The 19,727-nt window shown below is 67.1% G+C and carries 15 protein-coding genes and 3 tRNA genes; 12 read left to right on the plus strand and 6 right to left on the minus strand.

The genetic code is table 11. The annotated features are described in order from the left end of the window. Positions 1 to 1,334: 1,334 nt before the first annotated feature. From rsmG to rpmH, 6 genes are all read right to left on the minus strand, one after another. Positions 1,335 to 2,108 carry a 16S rRNA (guanine(527)-N(7))-methyltransferase RsmG gene (rsmG, locus tag AB0H50_RS08660; protein WP_357448662.1) on the minus strand — a complete coding sequence of 258 codons (774 nt, stop codon included), beginning with the start codon at positions 2,106 to 2,108 and terminating at the stop codon, positions 1,335 to 1,337. A 176-nt stretch (positions 2,109 to 2,284) separates the two neighbouring features. After that, positions 2,285 to 2,791: a protein jag gene (locus tag AB0H50_RS08665; protein WP_357449387.1), complete on the minus strand. Its 507-nt coding sequence runs from the start codon at positions 2,789 to 2,791 to the stop codon at positions 2,285 to 2,287. Between the two features lie 123 nt (positions 2,792 to 2,914). Further along, positions 2,915 to 3,997, minus strand: coding sequence for a membrane protein insertase YidC (yidC, locus tag AB0H50_RS08670; protein ID WP_357449389.1), 1,083 nt, complete (start codon positions 3,995 to 3,997; stop codon positions 2,915 to 2,917). A 4-nt stretch (positions 3,998 to 4,001) separates the two neighbouring features. Then, positions 4,002 to 4,355 (minus strand): membrane protein insertion efficiency factor YidD, encoded by a 354-nt coding sequence (yidD, locus tag AB0H50_RS08675; protein ID WP_357448664.1) that lies wholly within the window; start codon positions 4,353 to 4,355, stop codon positions 4,002 to 4,004. After that, positions 4,352 to 4,825 (minus strand): ribonuclease P protein component, encoded by a 474-nt coding sequence (gene rnpA, locus AB0H50_RS08680; RefSeq protein ID WP_357448666.1) that lies wholly within the window; start codon positions 4,823 to 4,825, stop codon positions 4,352 to 4,354. Before rnpA ends, yidD begins: the two co-directional genes overlap by 4 nt. Before the next feature lie 21 nt (positions 4,826 to 4,846). After that, on the minus strand, positions 4,847 to 4,990 hold the full coding sequence (rpmH, locus tag AB0H50_RS08685) for a 50S ribosomal protein L34 (RefSeq protein ID WP_006550910.1): 144 nt from the start codon (positions 4,988 to 4,990) through the stop codon (positions 4,847 to 4,849). A gap of 607 nt (positions 4,991 to 5,597) precedes the next feature. Between rpmH and dnaA the strand changes: the two genes are divergently transcribed. From dnaA to AB0H50_RS08745, 12 genes are all read left to right on the plus strand, one after another. After that, on the plus strand, positions 5,598 to 7,616 hold the full coding sequence (gene dnaA, locus AB0H50_RS08690) for a chromosomal replication initiator protein DnaA (protein WP_357448668.1): 2,019 nt from the start codon (positions 5,598 to 5,600) through the stop codon (positions 7,614 to 7,616). 845 nt (positions 7,617 to 8,461) lie between these two features. After that, positions 8,462 to 9,637: a DNA polymerase III subunit beta gene (gene dnaN / locus AB0H50_RS08695; protein WP_357448669.1), complete on the plus strand. Its 1,176-nt coding sequence runs from the start codon at positions 8,462 to 8,464 to the stop codon at positions 9,635 to 9,637. 54 nt (positions 9,638 to 9,691) lie between these two features. Continuing rightward, positions 9,692 to 10,873 (plus strand): DNA replication/repair protein RecF, encoded by a 1,182-nt coding sequence (recF, locus tag AB0H50_RS08700; RefSeq protein WP_357448671.1) that lies wholly within the window; start codon positions 9,692 to 9,694, stop codon positions 10,871 to 10,873. Positions 10,874 to 11,118: 245 nt separating this feature from the next. Then, positions 11,119 to 11,682 (plus strand): DUF721 family protein, encoded by a 564-nt coding sequence (locus AB0H50_RS08705; protein ID WP_357448673.1) that lies wholly within the window; start codon positions 11,119 to 11,121, stop codon positions 11,680 to 11,682. A 159-nt stretch (positions 11,683 to 11,841) separates the two neighbouring features. Continuing rightward, complete coding sequence (locus tag AB0H50_RS08710) at positions 11,842 to 12,747, plus strand: alpha/beta fold hydrolase (protein WP_357448675.1); 906 nt, start codon at positions 11,842 to 11,844, stop codon at positions 12,745 to 12,747. A 301-nt stretch (positions 12,748 to 13,048) separates the two neighbouring features. Continuing rightward, complete coding sequence (gene gyrB, locus AB0H50_RS08715; protein WP_357448677.1) at positions 13,049 to 15,094, plus strand: DNA topoisomerase (ATP-hydrolyzing) subunit B; 2,046 nt, start codon at positions 13,049 to 13,051, stop codon at positions 15,092 to 15,094. 55 nt (positions 15,095 to 15,149) lie between these two features. Next, complete coding sequence (gene gyrA, locus AB0H50_RS08720) at positions 15,150 to 17,663, plus strand: DNA gyrase subunit A (RefSeq protein ID WP_357448679.1); 2,514 nt, start codon at positions 15,150 to 15,152, stop codon at positions 17,661 to 17,663. Positions 17,664 to 17,705: 42 nt separating this feature from the next. Further along, a complete protein-coding gene (locus tag AB0H50_RS08725; protein WP_357448681.1) occupies positions 17,706 to 18,776 on the plus strand; it encodes a DUF3566 domain-containing protein in 1,071 nt (356 codons plus the stop codon). Positions 18,777 to 19,066: 290 nt separating this feature from the next. Then, positions 19,067 to 19,140, plus strand: a tRNA-Ile gene (locus tag AB0H50_RS08730). Between the two features lie 54 nt (positions 19,141 to 19,194). Continuing rightward, positions 19,195 to 19,267 (plus strand) — tRNA-Ala (locus AB0H50_RS08735). A 231-nt stretch (positions 19,268 to 19,498) separates the two neighbouring features. After that, complete coding sequence (locus AB0H50_RS08740) at positions 19,499 to 19,606, plus strand: DLW-39 family protein (protein WP_357448683.1); 108 nt, start codon at positions 19,499 to 19,501, stop codon at positions 19,604 to 19,606. A gap of 47 nt (positions 19,607 to 19,653) precedes the next feature. Then, a tRNA-Ala gene (locus AB0H50_RS08745) sits at positions 19,654 to 19,726 on the plus strand. Position 19,727 lies beyond the last annotated feature (1 nt).

A 19,727-nucleotide genomic window follows, 5' to 3' on the forward strand; every position in this document is an offset into this window, starting at 1 on the left:
TGATGGTGGCCGCGGCAGGTGGCCGACCCGGCAGCGGTGTTGGTGACCGTCTCGCTGGGACATGGCACGGCGGCTCGCCCCGCGAGGACCGGCATTCTGCAGCGGTACGTTCCGCGGACTCGTGCGCGCAGTCACGACCGTTGTTTCACATGAAACAGGCCGCAAAGTCGGACGGCGGAGCGAATCATGCCGACGTGCCCCGCGAGGTCCGGATGGCGTCTCGCTGTGAGTGCTTGCGTGAAACTCTCGCTGCGAGCGCTTGCAAGACAAGGAGCGAATGACGCCGACGGCGGGCCGGCGCCCTCGACGAGCGAGCCGCGGTGTCTCGTCGCAGCGAGGCGATCGCCACCGCCACCAACGCCGAGGAGCGTTGGTCCGCGGGTTCTGCGCCACCGCGCAGCTGCTCGCAAGGACTGTGCCGCCATGCCATGCGCTCGTACGGCTGGACGCCTCGGCAGCTCTCGCTCGCACAGCGACCAAGCTGCCCGCACCCACCGGCAGCAAGCGACACACGTCGACCACCGGATGGTCAGATCCCGTGCAGCCACGAGCCCCTGCCCGGACCCGACAACGTCGTCACGGACCACCTCAGCTAGACGGCCCCAATCTCGCCGCCTCACGACTAGCCTCGCCGACGCGGCACGGGACCATATTCCAGCGGGCCGCACGCATCCGCTGTACGTCCACCCACACAGAGACACAACGGCACCTCCGTCCGGCCGACCCCCACAGTGACCGCCAGATGCCACATAGGCGATCGTTCGGACGCGGAGGCGAGTTCTATATGCCGCACGGCAATGGTCGACACAGCACGCAGCAGGACACCCACACGCCCCACCGCGGGTGAGTAGTCCACACATCACCGGAACCGCACGAGCGATCCGTCTGCATACGGGCCGCGAAGACTGGAGCCGGCTGATATGCCGTCGCGCTGAATCGCCTGGCGCTCGGGAACACCCCGTCGACGCCCGCGACGCATCCGCTGGTGCTCACCTGCGGAACACCGCGACGGCTCCACTCGCGGTCACAGTTCGGAGCGCCGCAGTAACGACCCCCCGTGGGTGACCGCTCGAACGGCGTGCGGCCACTCAACAGCCGATGAACGCCCACCGCGTGCGGCGCGAATCAATTACCCGCAAATGAGATCGACCACCCGCGCGCTGGACCGAATCAAATCCCAGCGCCACACCGAAGCAAACAGGTCGACGGCCGGAAGCAAACGCCGTCACGGCCCGGTGGGTCCGAACTCGACAACAGGCCAGGCCCAGCGATCAAGACAGATCACCCGGTCGGCTCCGACGGTTCGAGCCCCACACAGACGAGGTAGGACCCGCCTACTTCCCACCCGCTCGCCGCCGCTCGACCCCCCGGCGCAGCACCCCACCTTCGGCGCGGCGCGACTCCGCACGACGCCGGGGCGCGCGTTCCGCCCGCGGCAAGCGTTCCGCGCTGATCACCACCGTCGGTGTTTCCAGCACACCGACTCCGCATTCGAGGACCTCGAACTTCCCCGCGCCGGCGCGGATGAGCAACTCGCCGTCGCGCTCCAGTTCTTCGGCTGCGCTCACGCCCTTCAGGGCGAGCATGCGGCCGTGGTCGCGGAGGAGGGGGAGGGACCACTGGGCGAGTTTGGCGAGCGGTGCCACGGCGCGGGAGGTGACGATGTCCGCGCCGCCGGCTTCTTTCATCACGCCGGATTGCTCGGCGCGGCCGCGGACGACGGTGATGTCCAGTCCGGTCGCTTCGATGAACTCGCTCAGGAAGACGGTGCGGCGCAGCAAGGGCTCGACCAAGGTGATGCGTAGGTCCGGGCGGACGATGGCCAAGGGGATTCCGGGAAGACCCGCACCGCTGCCGATGTCGACGACGGTCGCCCCTTCCGGCATGAGTTCGGCGACGACCGCGCAATTGAGGATGTGCCGATCCCAGAGCCGTGGCACCTCGCGGGGTCCGATGAGACCGCGCTCGACACCGGCGGTCGCGAGGGAAGCGCAGTACCGACGGGCGATGTCGAGCCGATCGCCGAAGACCGTGGTGGCTGCCGGGGGTGGCTCCAGCTCGGTCGGCAGCGCGGCGCTTCCACCGATTTCTCGTTCCACGTGAAACATCCTTCCGAGCTCGAGGTCGACCAAATTGCACATGGGGGAGGGCGGGGTTGCGCGCCTCGACCGAATGGCCGCGGCGCCCCGGCATGGAGAAGGCCCCCGGTCCGAAGACCAGAGGCCAATCCAATCATCAATCGTCAGCGTGACGAAACGCGCCGTCCGCTGGGTAGGCCCGGCGATCAGCCCGGAACGACCACCACGAAACGGTTGGGCTCCACGCCCTCGCTCTCGCTGCTGACTCCATCGATCGCCGCGACGGCGTCGTGCACGATCTTGCGCTCGAACGGCGTCATCGGCGTGAGCGATTCCGGCTCACCGGATTCCAGCACCCGCTTGGCGGCGGCGGTGCCGAGCGCGCTGAGTTCGGAGCGACGCTGGGCACGCCAGCCCGCGACGTCCAGCATCAAACGGCTGCGTACACCGGTGGCCTGCTGCACGGCGAGCCGGGTCAGCTCCTGCAGCGCGTCGAGCACCTCACCGTTGCGGCCGACCAGCTTCGACAGATCGCGTCCGCCATCGATGCTGACAACGGCCCGGTCGCCCTCGACGTCCAGGTCGATGTCACCGTCGAAGTCGAGCACGTCGAGCAGCTGCTCCAGGTAGTCGCCTGCGATCTCGCCCTCTTCGATCAGGGCTTCCTCTGCATCGTTCACCACGTCGCCGGCATCCGCTCCGGCGTTCACCATCGTCGTCGCCACGGTGGCGTCCCCTCCGTCGGTTTCAACAGTCATTTGGATTCCTTCATCTGTCCATCGCGCGCGCCGGGCGCTCGGCGCCGGGCGGTAGCGCGATCAAGGGTGGCTCGGCGGTCAGCGGCGACGCTTCTGGTTGGCCCGGCCCCGTCCGCCGGAGCGCTTCTGCCCACCGGGCCTGCGCTGTCCGGAGGCTTTGCCTGCCGCGGACTTCGGGGTGCCGTTCATCGACGGTTCCGCATCGGACGGCTCGGCGTCGGCGGCGGTCGCCGTCGGCTTCTTCTTCGTGCTCACCGGCTTGGCGCCGGGCTTCGGCGCGTTCTGCGCGCGCTGCTCGAGCTTGGCCTGTTTCTTGGCCTCTTCTTCCTTCGCCATGCGGCCGAAGACGAGGTGCTGCTGGCCGTAAGTCCAGATGTTGTTGGAGACCCAGTAGATCAGGATGGCGATCGGCAGGAACGGACCACCGACGAGCACGCCGAGCGGGAAGACCCACAGCGCCAGCTTGTTCATCATCGCCGCCTGCGGGTTGGCGGCGGCCTCCGCGCTCTGCCGCGCGACCGAGGCGCGAGCGTTGAAGTGAGTCGCCAGACCGGCGATCACCATCAGCGGGATGGCGACGAGGGCGATGCTCAGCCGGCTCGGAATGCCGCCGTAGTCGGCGAAGGCGAGCAGTTCGTTGGCCGGGGTGGTGATGAACGCCGAGATCGGCGCGCCGAAGATGCGGGCGCTCAGGAAGGACTGGACGTCGGCCGCGTTGAAGACGTAGTTCGCGGTGTTCGCGTTCTCCTCGGGCGTCATGCCCAGCTGACCGAACCCGTGCCCGGTGCGGTTGAACGAACGCAGGACGTGGAACAGACCGAGGAAGACCGGCACCTGCGCCAGGACCGGCAGGCAGCCCATCAGCGGGTTGAAGCCGTGCTCCTTCTGGAGCTTCTGCATCTCCAGCGCCATCTTCTGGCGGTCGTTCTTGTACTTCTTCTGCAGCTCCTTGATCTGGGGCTGCAATTCCTGCATCTGCTTGGTGGTCCGCACCTGCTTCACGAACGGCTTGTAGAGCACGACGCGCAGCGTGAAGACCAGGAACACCACCCCAAGCGCCCATGCCAGGCCGCTGTCCTTGCCGACGCCCGGAATGAGCGCGAAAGCACGGTGCCAGAACCACAAGATCCAGGACACCGGGTAGTAGATGAAGTCGAGCACGGCTCTATGCACTCCCGTCGTTCGTATCGCCGATCGCCGCGTGCGGCGATCCTTTACAAGCGTGTGGCGCCGACGTCGGGGCGTCGGCCGCAGCCTCGTTCCGTCCGCGCTGCTTGCGCTCGGGAACGGGATCCCACCCACCAGAGTGCCAGGGCGCGCATTTGGCCAATCGCACGACCGTCAGTCCGAGGCCAACGAACAGCCCTCGGGTTCGCAACGCGGTCACCGCGTATTCGCTACACGTCGGGGTGAAGCGGCACACCGGCATCCGGGTGGGGGAGACATAAGTCCGGTAGAGCTCGATCAGGAAGATCAGCGTACGAGCGGGCAGCCGGGCCAGGGGAGCGGCGAACTTCACGACGAGACGTCCGCGTCAGCGGGCACGACGGTGACGGGCCTGGCCCGTCCGTCGGTCCGGCCGGGACCCTGTGCGACACCGAGTTTGCGCAATCCGCTGCGCAACTGCCGCAGCAGTTCGTCGGATTCCGCGTTCGCGGCGCCGGGCAGTGCCCGGATCACGATGTCGGCGTCCGCGGGCAGTTCGCTGATCACCTTGGCGCACATATGACGCAGGCGGCGGGCCACCCGGTGCCGAACCACCGCGGAGCCCACCGCCTTGCTGACAATCAATCCGAACCTCGGCCCGCCGACACGAACGATCGCTCCGGTTGCTACCGGAGCACCGTGTCGTTCATCAGCGCCCACAACTCCGTCATACCCGTGCACGAGCGCGTGTACGACCAGATCTCGCCTCCCGATTCGCTGGCCGCGGCGCACCGTCCGGGAGAAGTCGGCACTTTGATGCAACCGATACGGCTCAGGCAACACCCGAGCGTCCGAGAGCGAGGATCAGGCAGTGAGGGAAGCGCGGCCCTTGCGGCGACGCGCCGAGACGATGGCGCGACCCGCACGGGTGCGCATCCGGAGGCGGAAGCCGTGAACCCGCGCCCGACGACGGTTGTTCGGCTGGAACGTCCGCTTGCCCTTGGCCACGGTCAACACTCCTCGAGTTGGTGGGCGCCCTTCGGCGCCCGAAGTTTGTCGGTGATACGTATGTGCGCGATGAATCGCGATGTCATCATCGGCGCGCGTCGGTCCTGGCGCACACGGTCGTTCAACGACCAAACACGGTCAGCACAGGACCGCCACCGCACCAAGGGGTGACTGTACGAGGGTACTGATCGGCTGGTGACGGGTCAAACTCGGCCCCCGAGGTCGAATTCAGGGCTCCGGCGGGCGACGCGCCCGGGCGTGTTCGTGACTTCGTCCACACCCCTAGGCGTCGCAGAGGCCGCTCCGAGGGGCGCGTTGCCAGACAGTTGCTACAGAACCCCAGGTCGGGGCGTGATCCCCGCGAATTCCGAGCCCGACCTACATTTCCCCAGGGTTTTCCACATCTGTGGATAATTGTGTGGAAAGACCCCTGGAGTGGCATATTCGTAGGCCGACGGCGCCAACGCCGCTGCCTTGGTACGGGGGAATCCGAGCAGCGTCCACACGGCTACGGACGTACGCGGGATCACAGGATAGCCCATCCTCGAACCTGCTCGCGTACCCCGGCCGTCTGCTCCTATCGACCTACATCCGGGGAGGAAACTGCATGGACGACGAGCAGAACGTGTTGGCCACCGTGTGGCCCGAGGTAATCGCCGAGCTCACCACCGGTTCCGACGATGGCTCCATCGCGGCGGTGACCCGAGCACAGCAGGCCTGGCTCAAACTCGTCAAGCCGATCACCGTGGCCCAGGGCTTCGCCCTGCTCTCGGTGCCCTCGTCGCTGGCCCAGGAGGCCATCGAACGCGATCTGCGCGAACCCATCCTCCGCTCGCTCGCCCGCCGGCTCGGTCCCCAGGTCGAGGGCCTCGGCGTGCGCATCGCGGCGCCCGCCACACCGAGCGCCGATCGTTCCTCCGCCAATCCCCGGCACGCGAGGATGACCAGCCGCCCCGAGCGAAGCAGGGAGACGGCCCAGCGAAACCGGGAAGCGCAGCGCGCAAGAGAGACGCAGCGCGGCCCCATCGGCTACCCGGCCGATCCGCCGAGCCGCACCGACTACCCGGCCCCGAGGTACGTGCAGCAGTCGGACTACGCGCCCGAGTACGCGTCCGACTATCCCCAGGCTTCGGACTACGCGCCCGCAGCCGAGTACACACACGCGCCCGAGTACAGCCCGGAGTACACCCCGGCGCCCGAATACCCGCCGAGCACGGACTATCCGACCGACGATTACCCGACCGCGTCCTATCGCGCGCCGGTCGGTGGCGAGTACCCGGGCTCGGCCGATCCCGGCGCACAGGTCTCCGAGATGTCTACCGCGCCGCGGCGCGAGCAGGGGATGGGTTCGCGACGCGATTCGACCCCGCCGGGACAGGAGTCGCTGTTCACGCCCGAACCAGGTCCCGCATCGATGCGCGGGCCCGCCCGGATGCCGTTGCGCGAAGCCGCGCCTGCCGCGGCGCACGAATCGGTCCGCGAACCCGGCGAAGCGCTGCGCACCGAGCAGCCCGACGACGAACCGGTCGTCAACGTGCGCAACAACTGGCCGACCTACTTCACCAAGAGCCAGGAGAACCCCGCGCCCGCGAACTCCTCGGCCAGCCTGAACGCGAAGTACACCTTCGAGACCTTCGTCATCGGCGCCTCCAACCGCTTCGCGCACGCCGCGGCGGTGGCCATCGCCGAGGCGCCCGCCCGTGCCTACAACCCGCTGTTCGTGTGGGGCGCCTCCGGTCTCGGCAAGACGCACCTGCTGCACGCGGCGGGCCATTATGCCCAGCGACTGTTCCCCGGCATGCGGGTGAAATACGTGTCGACCGAAGAGTTCACCAACGACTTCATCAACAGCCTGCGCGACGACCGCAAGGTGGCGTTCAAGCGGCGCTACCGCGAGACCGACATCCTGCTGGTCGACGACATCCAGTTCATCGAGGGCAAGGAAGGCATCCAGGAGGAGTTCTTCCACACCTTCAACACGCTGCACAACGCGAACAAGCAGATCGTCGTGTCCTCCGACCGTCCGCCCAAGCAGCTGGCCACCCTGGAGGAGCGGCTGCGTACGCGGTTCGAGTGGGGCCTGATCACCGACGTGCAGCCGCCGGAACTCGAGACCCGCATCGCCATCCTGCGCAAGAAGGCGCGAATGGATCGGCTCGACGTGCCGCACGACGTGCTCGAACTGATCGCCAGCCGGGTCGAGCGCAACATCCGCGAGCTGGAGGGCGCGCTCATCCGGGTCACCGCGTTCGCCTCGCTGAACGGTCAGCCGCTGGATCTGCCGCTGGCCGAGGTGGTGCTGCGGGATCTGATGCCCGACACCGCCGCGCTGGAGATCAACGCGGCCACGATCATGGCCGTGACCGCGGAGTACTTCAACACCACGCTGGAGGAGCTGACCGGTCCCGGCAAGGCGAGGCCGCTGGCGCAGGCCAGGCAGATCGCCATGTACCTGTGCCGCGAGCTCACCGACCTATCGCTACCGAAGATCGGCCAGGCGTTCGGCCGCGACCACACCACGGTCATGTACGCGGAGAAGAAGGTTCGCAAGGAGATGACCGAACGGCGCCGCGTCTACGACCAGGTCCAGGAACTCACAGCCCGAATCAAACAGCGCTCGCGCTGAGCGCTGTCCACAACCCTGCACCGCCTCTGACCAGGGGCGGTGCTTTTTTGTGTGCTGTGGATTCCTCGAGGAATCCTTGTGGAGTCCTCGAGGAATCCCCTGGTTTGTCCACCGATTGATGCACAGGACTGGGGACGGGTCCGTCGGCCGTCACTCACAGCCGGATATCAACATCATCCCCATCGATGTCTGCCCACAGGCTCTGACCAGCCTCGTCTCGGTCAGGGCCCTGTGGAATCCTCGAGGAGTTCGTGTGGAGTCCTCGAGGATTCCTCGAGCTGTCCACCGAACGGTGCACACGTGTGAACAACAGGGTGAATCTGGTGGAACAACTCGAGGACGGCTCGAGGATGAACAGGGGACAGTTTTCGAACCTCCACAGACGCCTCGAATTCATCCTCGAGTCACCCGACGGCCATCCCCACGGCACCACACCCCCGGACCAGCGCAAACGGGCTCAGTCCACAGATTCCACAGTGCCTACTACTACTTCAGTTCTTCTTCTAATAGATCTCTCTTCAAAACAGGGTGTGTGGAAAGTCGGTCGGGCGACCTCCGGTCCGGAGCCACTCGTCTGCACAGGCAAGGAGAAGAGCGCGATGGGTCTGTCGCACAGAGCGACATCCGCTCCGGACACGCGAGCGCGAATCGAGGGTCGGACTAGGTAGCCGCGCCACACGCGGGTACGGTTTTCATGTCGGTCGCCTGTGCCAGACTGCTGGGGCGGCCGATCCAGCACCCCAGACGAGAACCACACGCTGTCGAGCCAACACGCTGTCGAGCCACACAGTGCTCGGACGGACGCCACACACGGATCACGGAACCGGGAGAGGACAGATCGGGCGATGGAGCTTTCGAGCATGAAGTTTCGGGTCGCCCGAGAGGATTTCGCGGAGTCCGTCGCCTGGGTCGCGCGCAGCCTGCCGTCCCGGCCTCCCGTACCGGTGCTGGGTGGTGTGCTGCTGGTCGCGAGCGAGGACGGACTGACCGTCTCGGGATTCGACTACGAGGTCTCCGCGCAGATGCGCGTCGCGGCCGAGGTCGCCGGTACCGGTGAGGTCCTGGTCTCCGGCCGCCTGCTCGCCGACATCACCAAGGCGTTGTCCAACAAGCCGGTGGACGTCTCGGTCGACGGCACCCGCGTGCTGATCTCCTGTGGCAGCGCCAAGTTCTCGTTGCCGACCATGCCGGTCGAGGACTATCCCCAGCTGCCCGAAGTGCCGCAGCAGACCGGTGCACTGAGTGTGGACATCTTCTCCGAGGCCGTCGGCCAAGTCGCCGTCGCGGCGGGTCGTGACGACACCCTTCCGATGCTGACCGGTATCCGCGTCGAGATCGAGGGCCCACAGGTCGTTCTCGCGGCCACCGACCGCTTCCGGCTCGCCGTGCGCCACATCGAATGGCAGCCCGCCCGCACCGATATCGAGACCTCGGTGCTCATCCCGGCCCGCACGCTGTCCGAAGCCGCCAAGACGCTCGGCCCCTCCGATGCCCCCGTGCAACTCTCGCTCGGCACCGGCGCAGGCTCGGACGGTCTGCTCGGCATCGTCAACGCGGGCCGCCGCACCACGACACGATTGCTCGACGCGGAATTCCCCAAGTTCCGTCAGTTGCTCCCCAAGGAGCACACCTCCATCGCCACGCTGGAAGTGGCGGCGCTGACCGAGGCCATCAAGCGCGTCGCCCTGGTCGCCGAGCGCGGTGCACAGGTCCGTCTGGAGTTCTCCAGCGAAGGCCTGCTGCTGTCGGCAGGCGGCGACGACGCGGGTCGCGCCGAGGAGTGGCTGCCTGCCGATTTCCGCGGCGAAGCGCTGACCATCGCCTTCAATCCGGGCTACCTGGTCGACGGCCTGTCCGCGCTGCACACCGACCGAGTCACCTTCGGGTTCACCACGCCCAGCCGTCCCGCGGTGCTGCTTCCGGCGAGCGAGGAGGAGCCCGAGGTGCTCGACTCCGGCGCCTTCGCCGCCCTGGCCAGCTCCTACATCTACCTGCTGATGCCGGTCCGGCTCCCGGGCTGAGCATCTGTGCGTGATCCGGTGCCGTCGCCCGTGGTGACCGGGGCGGTGTAGCGAATGTTCATCCGAGCGTTGTCGCTGCGCGACTTCCGCTCCTGGGAGCACGCTGAACTCGAATTATCCCCAGGCCGAACGGTTTTCTTGGGATCGAACGGCAACGGCAAGACCAATCTGCTGGAGGCGATCGGCTATCTGGCCACCCTCGGCTCACACCGGGTGGCCGCCGACGCGCCGCTGATCCGGATGGGCGCGCAGCGTGCGCGGATCGGCGCCACGGTGGTCAACACCGGTCGTGAGCTGCGCGTCGACGTCGAGCTCAACCAGGGCGCGGCCAATCGCGCGCAGATCAACCGGTCGCCGGTGCGCAGACCGAGGGAGATACTCGGCATTCTGCAGACCGTCCTGTTCGCGCCGGAGGATCTGGCGCTGGTGCGCGGCGACCCGGGGGAGCGGCGAAGATTCCTCGATGAGTTGTGCACAGCCCGGCTCCCCAGGTTGGCCGGCGTGCGCTCGGACTACGACAGGGTGCTGCGCCAGCGCTCAGCCTTGTTGAAAACCGCTGGGCGGCAAGCCAGATCGAGAGCCGACCTGAGCACCCTCGACGTGTGGGACGGGCATCTGGCCGAGCATGCCTCGGTGCTGCTGGCCGAGCGGTTGCGGTTGGTCTACGACCTGTATCCCCATCTGGCCCAGTCTTATCGGTCGATCGCACCCGAATCCCGGCCCGCCGCAATCGGTTACCGCAGCGCCTATCTGCCGCCGGAGTTCCTGGATCCAGCGCGGGAGCCACAGACCGACGATACGGCGGCGCTGGAGGGGATCGTGCTGCGGGAGCTCGCCGCCGCGCGGTCCAAGGAGTTGGAGCGCGGTGTCTGCCTGGTGGGCCCGCACCGCGACGATCTCGACTTGGTTCTCGGTGACGCTCCGGCCAAAGGCTTTGCCAGCCACGGCGAGTCCTGGTCCTTCGCCCTCGCCCTTCGCCTCGGCGCGTTCGACCTGCTCCGCGCGACCGGAGCCGAACCGGTGTTGTTGCTCGATGACGTCTTCGCCGAACTCGACCGGCGGCGCCGCACCGCCCTCGCCGAGGTCGCCGCGGGCGCCGAACAAGTGCTGATCACCGCGGCCGTGCCCGAGGATGTGCCGGGTGAGCTGGCCGCGGTACCGCTGCGGGTGGAGACCACCGGGGAATCGACGCACCGCACCTCGCGCATTGTCGAGCCCGCACCCGGATTCGCCTGAACCTGTCCACAGGTAACCACGCCGGTTGTGCACAGATGGGGAACACCGACGCGGGACGAGCGGCGACGCGTGCGACGGTTCGTCGGCGGGCTCCCGTACAGTTGCCCTGCACCGGGGCCGGGATGGATCCACCGATTCATCCCCAGCACCTGTGGAGAACTGCGCCGGAACCCAACCGGCCTGCGGTTGGGGAGAACAGAGCAAGATCTGGGGACGAAACCCGGCGGTCGAAACGGAGCGGGACGATGACCGATCAGCCCGAACAGGGCGCTCAGCAGCCTGGCGGCGAGCCGCAGTTGCGCGGCATCGACCTGGCCAGGCGTGCGCTCGAAGAGGCCCGCGCCGCGGCGAAGGCCAGCGGTAAGTCGGTCGGCCAGGGTCGCGCCTCGCCGGTGCGGAAGCTGCGCACCGGAGCTCGCAGGCGCACCGGATGGTCCGGCGCGCGCCCCGACGACCGCGATCCCCAGCTGTTGTCCCAGCTCGCCACTCGCATCGCCAAGAGCCGCGGCTGGGACGGCAAGGTCTCCGAGGGCACAGTCCTCGGCCGCTGGGTGGGGGTCGTCGGCGAGGACATCGCCTCGCACGCCACCCCGATCGCCCTCAAAGACGGTGTGCTGAGCATCGCCGCCGAGTCCACCGCGTGGGCCACCCAGCTGCGCATGCTCCAGAGTCAGATCCTGGCGAAGATCAACGCCGCGGTCGGGCACGGCGTGGTGACCCAGCTGAAGATCTCCGGCCCGGCAGCGCCCAGCTGGCGCAAGGGCGAGCGGCATATCAGGGGACGCGGTCCGCGCGACACCTACGGCTGACATACCCTGGCGAATATCCGATACTCGGTGTTACGTTTATCTCACCATCCACAGGATTTCCCCAGTTCCCCACCGGGTCTGCGGTTCGACGTGGAACGCCTCGGACCGATGCGGAGTGGCTCGCATCGGTTCGACAATGCGCACAGGAGAGACGGATCGATGACGATCAGCACCGCGGGCCCGTTCCCCGCAACGGCCACCACCACCGTTCGCCGCGGCGACGTCGAGCTCGCGGTGTTCGAGTGCGGCGATCCCGACGGGACTCCCATCCTGCTCGTGCACGGCTGGCCGGATACCCACATTCTGTGGAATCGCGTCGCCGCCCTCCTGGCCGATCGCTACCGGGTCATCGCCTTCGACAATCGCGGCGCCGGTGACAGCACGGTGCCCACCGAGGTCTCGGCCTATCGGATCGAGGAGCTCGCCGCCGACGTGCGCGCCGTCGTCGACGCTGTGGCGCAGGGGCAGCGTGTGCACGTGCTCGGGCACGACTGGGGTTCGGTGATCGGCTGGGAGCTCGTCAGCGACCCCGCGGCCGGCGGCCGGATCGCGTCGTTCAGCTCGGTCTCCGGACCCAACCTCGACTTTCTCGGCGCATACCTGCGCGGGCCGTTCTCGGCGGCCCGGCTGCGCGGGTCGCTCGCGCAGGGCATCGCCTCGGCCTACACCGTCGCCTTCCAGATCCCCGGCCTGCCCAATCCGGTGCTGCGCGCGCTGTCCGGTCGCTGGCCGCGCTTCCTCGCCTTCTTCGACGGCCTCGACCCCGCGCTGGTGCAGACCGCGCCGACGCTGCGCGCCGACATGATCAACAATCTCAAGCTCTACCGCGCGAATATCCGTGCGCACCTGCGCAATCCGCGCCCGCGCCCAATCTCGGTCCCGGTGCAGCTGATCGTGTCGACCGGCGACAGAGCGGTGCGCCCTGTGGTGAACGCCGAGGCCGATCGATGGGTCGCGGACCTGACCCGCAGCGAGATCGAGGCACGGCACTGGTCGCCGATCTCGCACCCAGAAGCCCTCGCCGCGCGCACCGCCGAGTTCGTCGATCGGGTCGCGGTCTCCTGATGATCGCGGCGAGCGTTCGGCACGGCGTGCTGAGCACATCTGAGAGTCCCTGAAACGGTCGCGAGGAAGAACGGACTCGTCGCCGATCGATTTCTCGCAGCCATGAAGCCGTCAGGGGTGTCGTAGGTGCATTGTGGCGCGGGTCTACCAGTAGGATGGTGGCGTAACTAGCGGCGAACCTTCGGCGCGTTCCGCGCAGCCCCGCGTGGGCCCGTGAATCTCGACCTGTCAAGACCCGGGCCTCGCTTGCGCTGTGGTGATCGCTGCGCCGAGGTCAGCAAGTAAGGAGAGCTACCGACCAGTGGCTGCCAAGGACTCCAACGATTCGACCAAGGCGACATCGGGCAAGCAGGATTACGGTGCCTCCTCCATCACCGTCCTCGAGGGACTCGAGGCGGTGCGCAAGCGCCCCGGCATGTACATCGGCTCGACCGGTGAGCGCGGCCTGCACCACCTGATCTGGGAGGTGGTCGACAACTCCGTCGACGAGGCGATGGCGGGCTACGCCACGCGCGTCGATGTCAAGCTGCTGGCCGACGGTGGCGTCGAGGTGGTCGACGACGGCCGCGGCATTCCGACCGGCATGCACGCGCAGGGCATCCCCACCATCGAGGTGGTCATGACCCAGCTGCACGCGGGCGGCAAGTTCGACTCCGAGGCGTACTCGGTGTCCGGTGGTCTGCACGGCGTCGGCATCTCGGTGGTGAACGCGCTGTCCAGCCGGCTCGAGGCCGAGGTCGACCACGACGGCTACCACTGGACCCAGGAGTACAAGGACTCCAAGCCCGGCAAGCTGGTGCAGGGTGAGGCGACCAAGCGCACCGGAACCACCATCCGGTTCTGGCCCGATCCGGAAATCTTCGAGACCACCACCTTCAACTTCGAGACGGTCGCGCGGCGTCTGCAGGAGATGGCGTTCCTGAACAAGGGCCTCACCATCACCCTCACCGACGAGCGGGTCTCCGAGAGCGAGGTGACCGACGAGGTCGTCAGCGACACCGCCGAGGCGCCCAAGCACTTGGACGAGAACACGCCCGTCGCCGTGGAGCCGAAGGTCAAGGTCCGCACCTACCACTACCCGGGCGGTCTCGAGGATTTCGTCAAGCACCTCAACCGCACCAAGCAGCCGATCCACAACTCGGTCGTCGGCTTCACCGGCAAGGGCACCGGGCACGAGCTCGAGGTCGCGATGCAGTGGAATTCCGGCTATTCGGAATCTGTCCACACCTTCGCCAACACCATCAACACCCACGAGGGTGGCACCCACGAAGAGGGCTTCCGCGCCGCGCTCACCACGGTGGTGAACAAGTACGCGAAGGACAAGAAGCTGCTCAAGGAGAAGGACGGCAACCTCACCGGCGACGACATTCGCGAGGGTCTCGCCGCGATCGTGAGCGTGAAGATCTCCGACCCGCAGTTCGAGGGCCAGACCAAGACCAAGCTGGGCAACACCGAGGTCAAGTCGTTCGTGCAGCGCACCTGCAACGAGCACTTGGCGCACTGGTTCGAGGCCAACCCGGCCGACGCGAAGACCATCGTGCAGAAGGCCGTCTCCTCGGCCCAGGCGCGCGTCGCGGCCCGCAAGGCGCGCGAGCTGGTGCGCCGCAAGTCTGCCACCGACCTGGGCGGCCTGCCGGGCAAGCTGGCCGACTGCCGCTCCAAGGACCCGAGCAAGTCCGAGATCTACATCGTCGAGGGCGACTCCGCCGGTGGCTCGGCCAAGTCCGGCCGCGACTCGATGTACCAGGCGATCCTTCCGCTGCGCGGCAAGATCATCAACGTCGAGAAGGCGCGCATCGACCGGGTCCTGAAGAACAACGAGGTCCAGTCGATCATCACCGCGTTCGGCACCGGTATCCACGACGAGTTCGACATCGGCAAGCTGCGCTATCACAAGATCGTGCTGATGGCCGACGCCGACGTGGACGGCCAGCACATCTCGACCCTGCTGCTGACGCTGCTGTTCCGCTTCATGCGGCCGCTGGTCGAGCACGGTCACGTCTACCTGGCCCAGCCGCCGCTGTACAAGCTCAAGTGGCAGCGCAGCGATCCGGAGTTCGCCTACTCCGACCGGGAGCGCGACGGCCTGCTCGAGGCCGGTATCGCGGCGGGCAAGAAGATCAACAAGGACGACGGCGTCCAGCGCTACAAGGGTCTCGGCGAGATGAACGCCAAGGAGCTGTGGGAGACCACGATGGACCCCGCGGTGCGGGTGCTTCGTCAAGTGACGCTCGATGACGCGGCCGCGGCCGACGAGCTGTTCTCGGTCCTGATGGGCGAGGACGTCGAGGCGCGTCGCAGCTTCATCACCCGCAATGCCAAGGACGTTCGCTTCCTCGACGTGTAGCAGGCGTGCGAACCCGCTGCAATTCAGCCTTTTCACGCCCCGCTAAGGAGACCGCATGACTGAGACAACGCTGCCCCCGAACGGCGGTGCAGGCGACCGGATCGAACCGGTCGACATCCAGAACGAAATGCAGAGCAGCTACATCGATTACGCGATGAGCGTGATCGTCGGCCGCGCGCTGCCCGATGTGCGCGACGGCCTCAAGCCGGTGCACCGGCGCGTGCTCTACGCGATGTACGACAACGGCTACCGTCCGGACCGCGGCTATGTGAAGTCCGCGCGTCCGGTCGCCGAGACCATGGGTAACTACCACCCGCACGGTGACGCCTCGATCTACGACACCCTGGTCCGCATGGCCCAGCCGTGGTCGCTGCGCTACCCGCTGGTCGACGGCCAAGGCAACTTCGGTTCGCGCGGCAACGACGGCGCGGCCGCCATGCGATACACCGAGTGCCGCCTGACGCCGCTGGCCATGGAGCTGCTGCGGGAAATCGACCACGAGACGGTCGATTTCACGCCGAACTACGACGGTCGTTCACAGGAGCCGGTGGTTCTCCCCAGCCGGGTGCCGAACCTGTTGATGAACGGCTCCAACGGCATCGCGGTCGGCATGGCGACCAACATTCCGCCGCACAACCTCAACGAGCTCGCCGAGGCGATCTACTGGGCGCTGGAGAACTACGACGCCGACGAGGAGAGCACCCTCGCCGCGTGCATGGAGCGGGTCAAGGGCCCGGACTTCCCGACGCACGGTCTGATCGTCGGCAACCAGGGCATCAACGACGCCTACACCACCGGTCGCGGCTCGATCCGCATGCGCGGTGTGGTGGAGATCGAAGAGGACAACCGCGGTCGCACCACGATCGTGATCACCGAGCTGCCCTACCAGGTCAACACCGACAACTTCATCAACTCGATCGCCGAGCAGGTGAAGGACGGCAAGATCGCGGGTATCTCGGATATCCACGACGAGTCCTCCGACCGCGCCGGCATGCGAATCGTGGTGACGGTCAAGCGCGATGCCGTCGCCAAGGTGGTGCTGAACAACCTCTACAAGCACACCCAGCTGCAGACCAGCTTCGGCGCCAACATGCTGTCCATCGTCGACGGCGTGCCGCGCACGCTGCGCCTGGACCAGATGATCCGGCTCTACGTCGATCACCAGTTGGAAGTCATCGTCCGGCGCACCCGCTACCTGCTGCGCAAGGCCGAGGAGCGGGCCCACATTCTGCGCGGTCTGGTCAAGGCGCTCGACGCGCTCGACGAGGTCATCGCGCTGATCCGGCGTTCGGCCAACACCGACACCGCGCGCACCGGCCTGATGCAGCTGCTCGAGATCGACGAGATCCAGGCCACCGCCATCCTCGACATGCAGCTGCGGCGCCTCTCCGCGCTGGAGCGGCAGAAGATCATCGACGATCTGGCCAAGATCGAAAACGAAATCGCCGACTACAAGGACATTCTCGACAAGCCGGAGCGGCAGCGCGCGATCGTGCGCGACGAGCTGGCCGAGATCGTCGACAAGTACGGCGACGAGCGGCGCACCCGGATCATCGCGGCCGACGGCGACGTGGCCGACGAGGATCTGATCGCCCGCGAGGACGTGGTCGTCACCATCACCGAGACCGGCTACGCCAAGCGCACCAAGACCGACCTGTACCGCTCGCAGAAGCGCGGCGGCAAGGGCGTGCAGGGCGCGGGCCTCAAGCAGGACGACATCGTCAAGCACTTCTTCGTCACCTCGACGCACGACTGGTTGCTGTTCTTCACGAACAAGGGCCGGGTCTACCGGGCCAAGGCGTACGAGCTGCCCGAGGCCAACCGCACCGCACGCGGTCAGCACGTGGCCAACCTGCTGGCCTTCCAGCCGGACGAGAAGATCGCCCAGATCATTCAGATCAGATCCTACGAAGACGCCCCGTACCTGGTGCTGGCCACCAAGAATGGTCTCGTGAAGAAGTCGAGGCTGTCGGACTTCGATTCCAACCGCAGCGGCGGCATCGTCGCGGTGAACCTGCGCGACGAGGACGAGTTGGTCGGCGCGGTGCTCTGCTCGGCCGACGACGATCTGCTGCTCGTCTCGGCGCAGGGCCAGTCGATCCGCTTCTCGGCCACCGATGAGGCGCTGCGTCCGATGGGCCGCGCCACCTCCGGCGTGCAGGGCATGCGGTTCAACGCCGACGACGAACTGTTGTCGCTCAACGTCGTTCGGCCCGAGACGTATCTGCTGGTGGCGACCTCGGGCGGCTACGCGAAGCGCACCGCCATCGAGGAGTACACCGCGCAGGGACGCGGCGGTAAAGGTGTATTGACTATCCAGTTCGACGCTCGGCGTGGCACTCTGGTCGGTGCGCTCATCGTCGACGACGAGGATGAGCTCTACGCGATCACGTCCGGCGGTGGAGTCATCCGGACGGCGGCAAAGCAGGTTCGTAAGGCTGGGCGACAGACCAAGGGCGTGCGATTGATGAACCTGGCCGAGGGCGATACGTTGCTTGCTATCGCGCGCAACGCCGACGAACCCGATCAGGTCGACGGTGGCGACGACTCCGGTTCCTCTCAGCAGTAACCCCCTCCAAGCGGCGGCAACGAACGGATCTAAGGATTCCCATTGACCACTCCGAATCAGCCGAATGACGGGCACCCCACGAACGGCGTGACCGAGCGGATCGCACCGTCCCCGATTCCGCCGCGGCCGATCCCCAGGCCCGGCGCGCCCGAATCCGGACAGCCGGCCGGTGGCCAGCCGCAGCAGAACGCGGGCAAGCAAGGCGATTTCGCGCCGAAGCAGGGTGCGCAGGAGTCCGGCGGCGCGAAGGAAGGGTTCGACCAGGAGACCGTGCGGATGGGTCCATCCGCCGAACCCGGCGGCGGTCCCGAGGGCGCGGAGAAGCAGGGCCAGGGCGGCGGTCAGTCGCAGTACAAGGACGGCTGGTCGCAGCTGCCCCAGCGTGAGCCGCAGTCCAACCTGTACCGGCCCGGTCAGGCGCCGGTCGCGGGCAGGCCGCCCGCGGGCGGTGTCGGCAATGCCGCGGCGGCCGCGGGCGGCAATGCCGCGGTGGGCCTGAACGGCGGCGTCTCCAACGCCCGCACCACGGCCGACCTCGCGGCCAAGGCGGCGCGCAAGGAAGCGGCGATGGTGAAGTCGGTCGGCATCGACGGACCCACCCGCAGCATCGCGCGGCCGGAACTCATCAAGGACATGCCCGACTTGTCCGAGATCCGGCACCCCCTACCGCACCCAGAGCCGGTCGGCGCGGCCCCGCAGAGCCACTTCTCGCCCGCCGCACCGGTCGCGGTCGCCGCGGCCGTGGCCTCCGGTGAGCCGCTGCGTGCCACCGTGCAGATCCGCCGCATCGACCCCTGGTCGACGCTGAAGATCTCGCTGGTGATCAGCGTGGCGCTGTTCTTCGTGTGGATGCTGGCCGTCGGCCTGCTCTACATCGTGCTCGAGGGCATGGGCGTGTGGGAGCGGCTGAACAACACCTTCACCGACATGGTGTCCCAGGACAGCGGTTCGGTGGGCCTGATCGATGCGGGCACGGTGTTCGGCTACGCCGGTGTCATCGGGCTGATCAATGTGGTGCTTTTCACCGCGCTCGGCACGGTCGGCACGTTCATCTACAACCAGTGCTGCGATCTGGTCGGCGGCATCCAGGTCACCCTCGCGGACCCGGACTAGTCGGTACGGCTGGGTGGTGTCCGTGGATAGTTCCGCGCACGGCAGGGGCTAAACCGACGGCCCGCCCTGTCCGCGAAGTTCTCGGCGGCGGCCGGTATCTCCCATCTCAGGGCGGATACCGGCCATCGTCATTTACGCGGCGGGTCGCCCTCCGCAGGTCGGCTACCAGCTGTCGCTGTAGGCGCCGAATCTACGGCGCTGGGGCCCGCCACCAGCCGTTTTGTTTGTTTTGAGTCAAGTTTGGTAATGTCTAGCCTCGGCTCGCCCACTACGGTGCGAGAGCCGAACACGGGCCTATAGCTCAGGCGGTTAGAGCGCTTCGCTGATAACGAAGAGGTCGGAGGTTCAAGTCCTCCTAGGCCCACTCCCGATTTCCGGTCTACGACCATTCTGGCGGTTCGCGCCGTTCCGTAGGCAAGGGGCCTTAGCTCAATTGGCAGAGCACTGCCTTTGCAAGGCAGGGGTTAGGGGTTCGATTCCCCTAGGCTCCACAACACTCTCTGTTCGGCCACCGTTGTCGTGGCTCACTTTCTCACCCGGGCGCGGTGGCCGGATGGTGCCAAGACGAACTTCCTTGCGGCCGAACGAAAGAGCCGATCCGTCGGCGGCGCTGTGCGGCGGCTCGAGGGCGAAGACTTCGGTGCGCACCGATGCTCCCTCGTCGTCCATGATGCGCCCGCGCGGCATTCGGTTCCGCTCGCGTGCCGAGTAGGGTGGGAACCATGAAACTTCTTCTCACGGTCGGTATCGTGGTCGCGGTTCTCTTCGGAATCACCAAGCTGCGCAAGCGGGACGAAGCGGACTTGTGGCACGAGGTCACCACTCGCTGAAATCCATTCCACCCACGGGGCTCGATCCACTTCAGCCACGGGGGCTCGGGGCCTTAGCTCAATTGGCAGAGCACTGCCTTTGCAAGGCAGGGGTTAGGGGTTCGATTCCCCTAGGCTCCAC

It is taken from the genome of Nocardia sp. NPDC050793 (assembly GCF_040654065.1).
In the GTDB taxonomy this organism is placed as follows: domain Bacteria; phylum Actinomycetota; class Actinomycetes; order Mycobacteriales; family Mycobacteriaceae; genus Nocardia.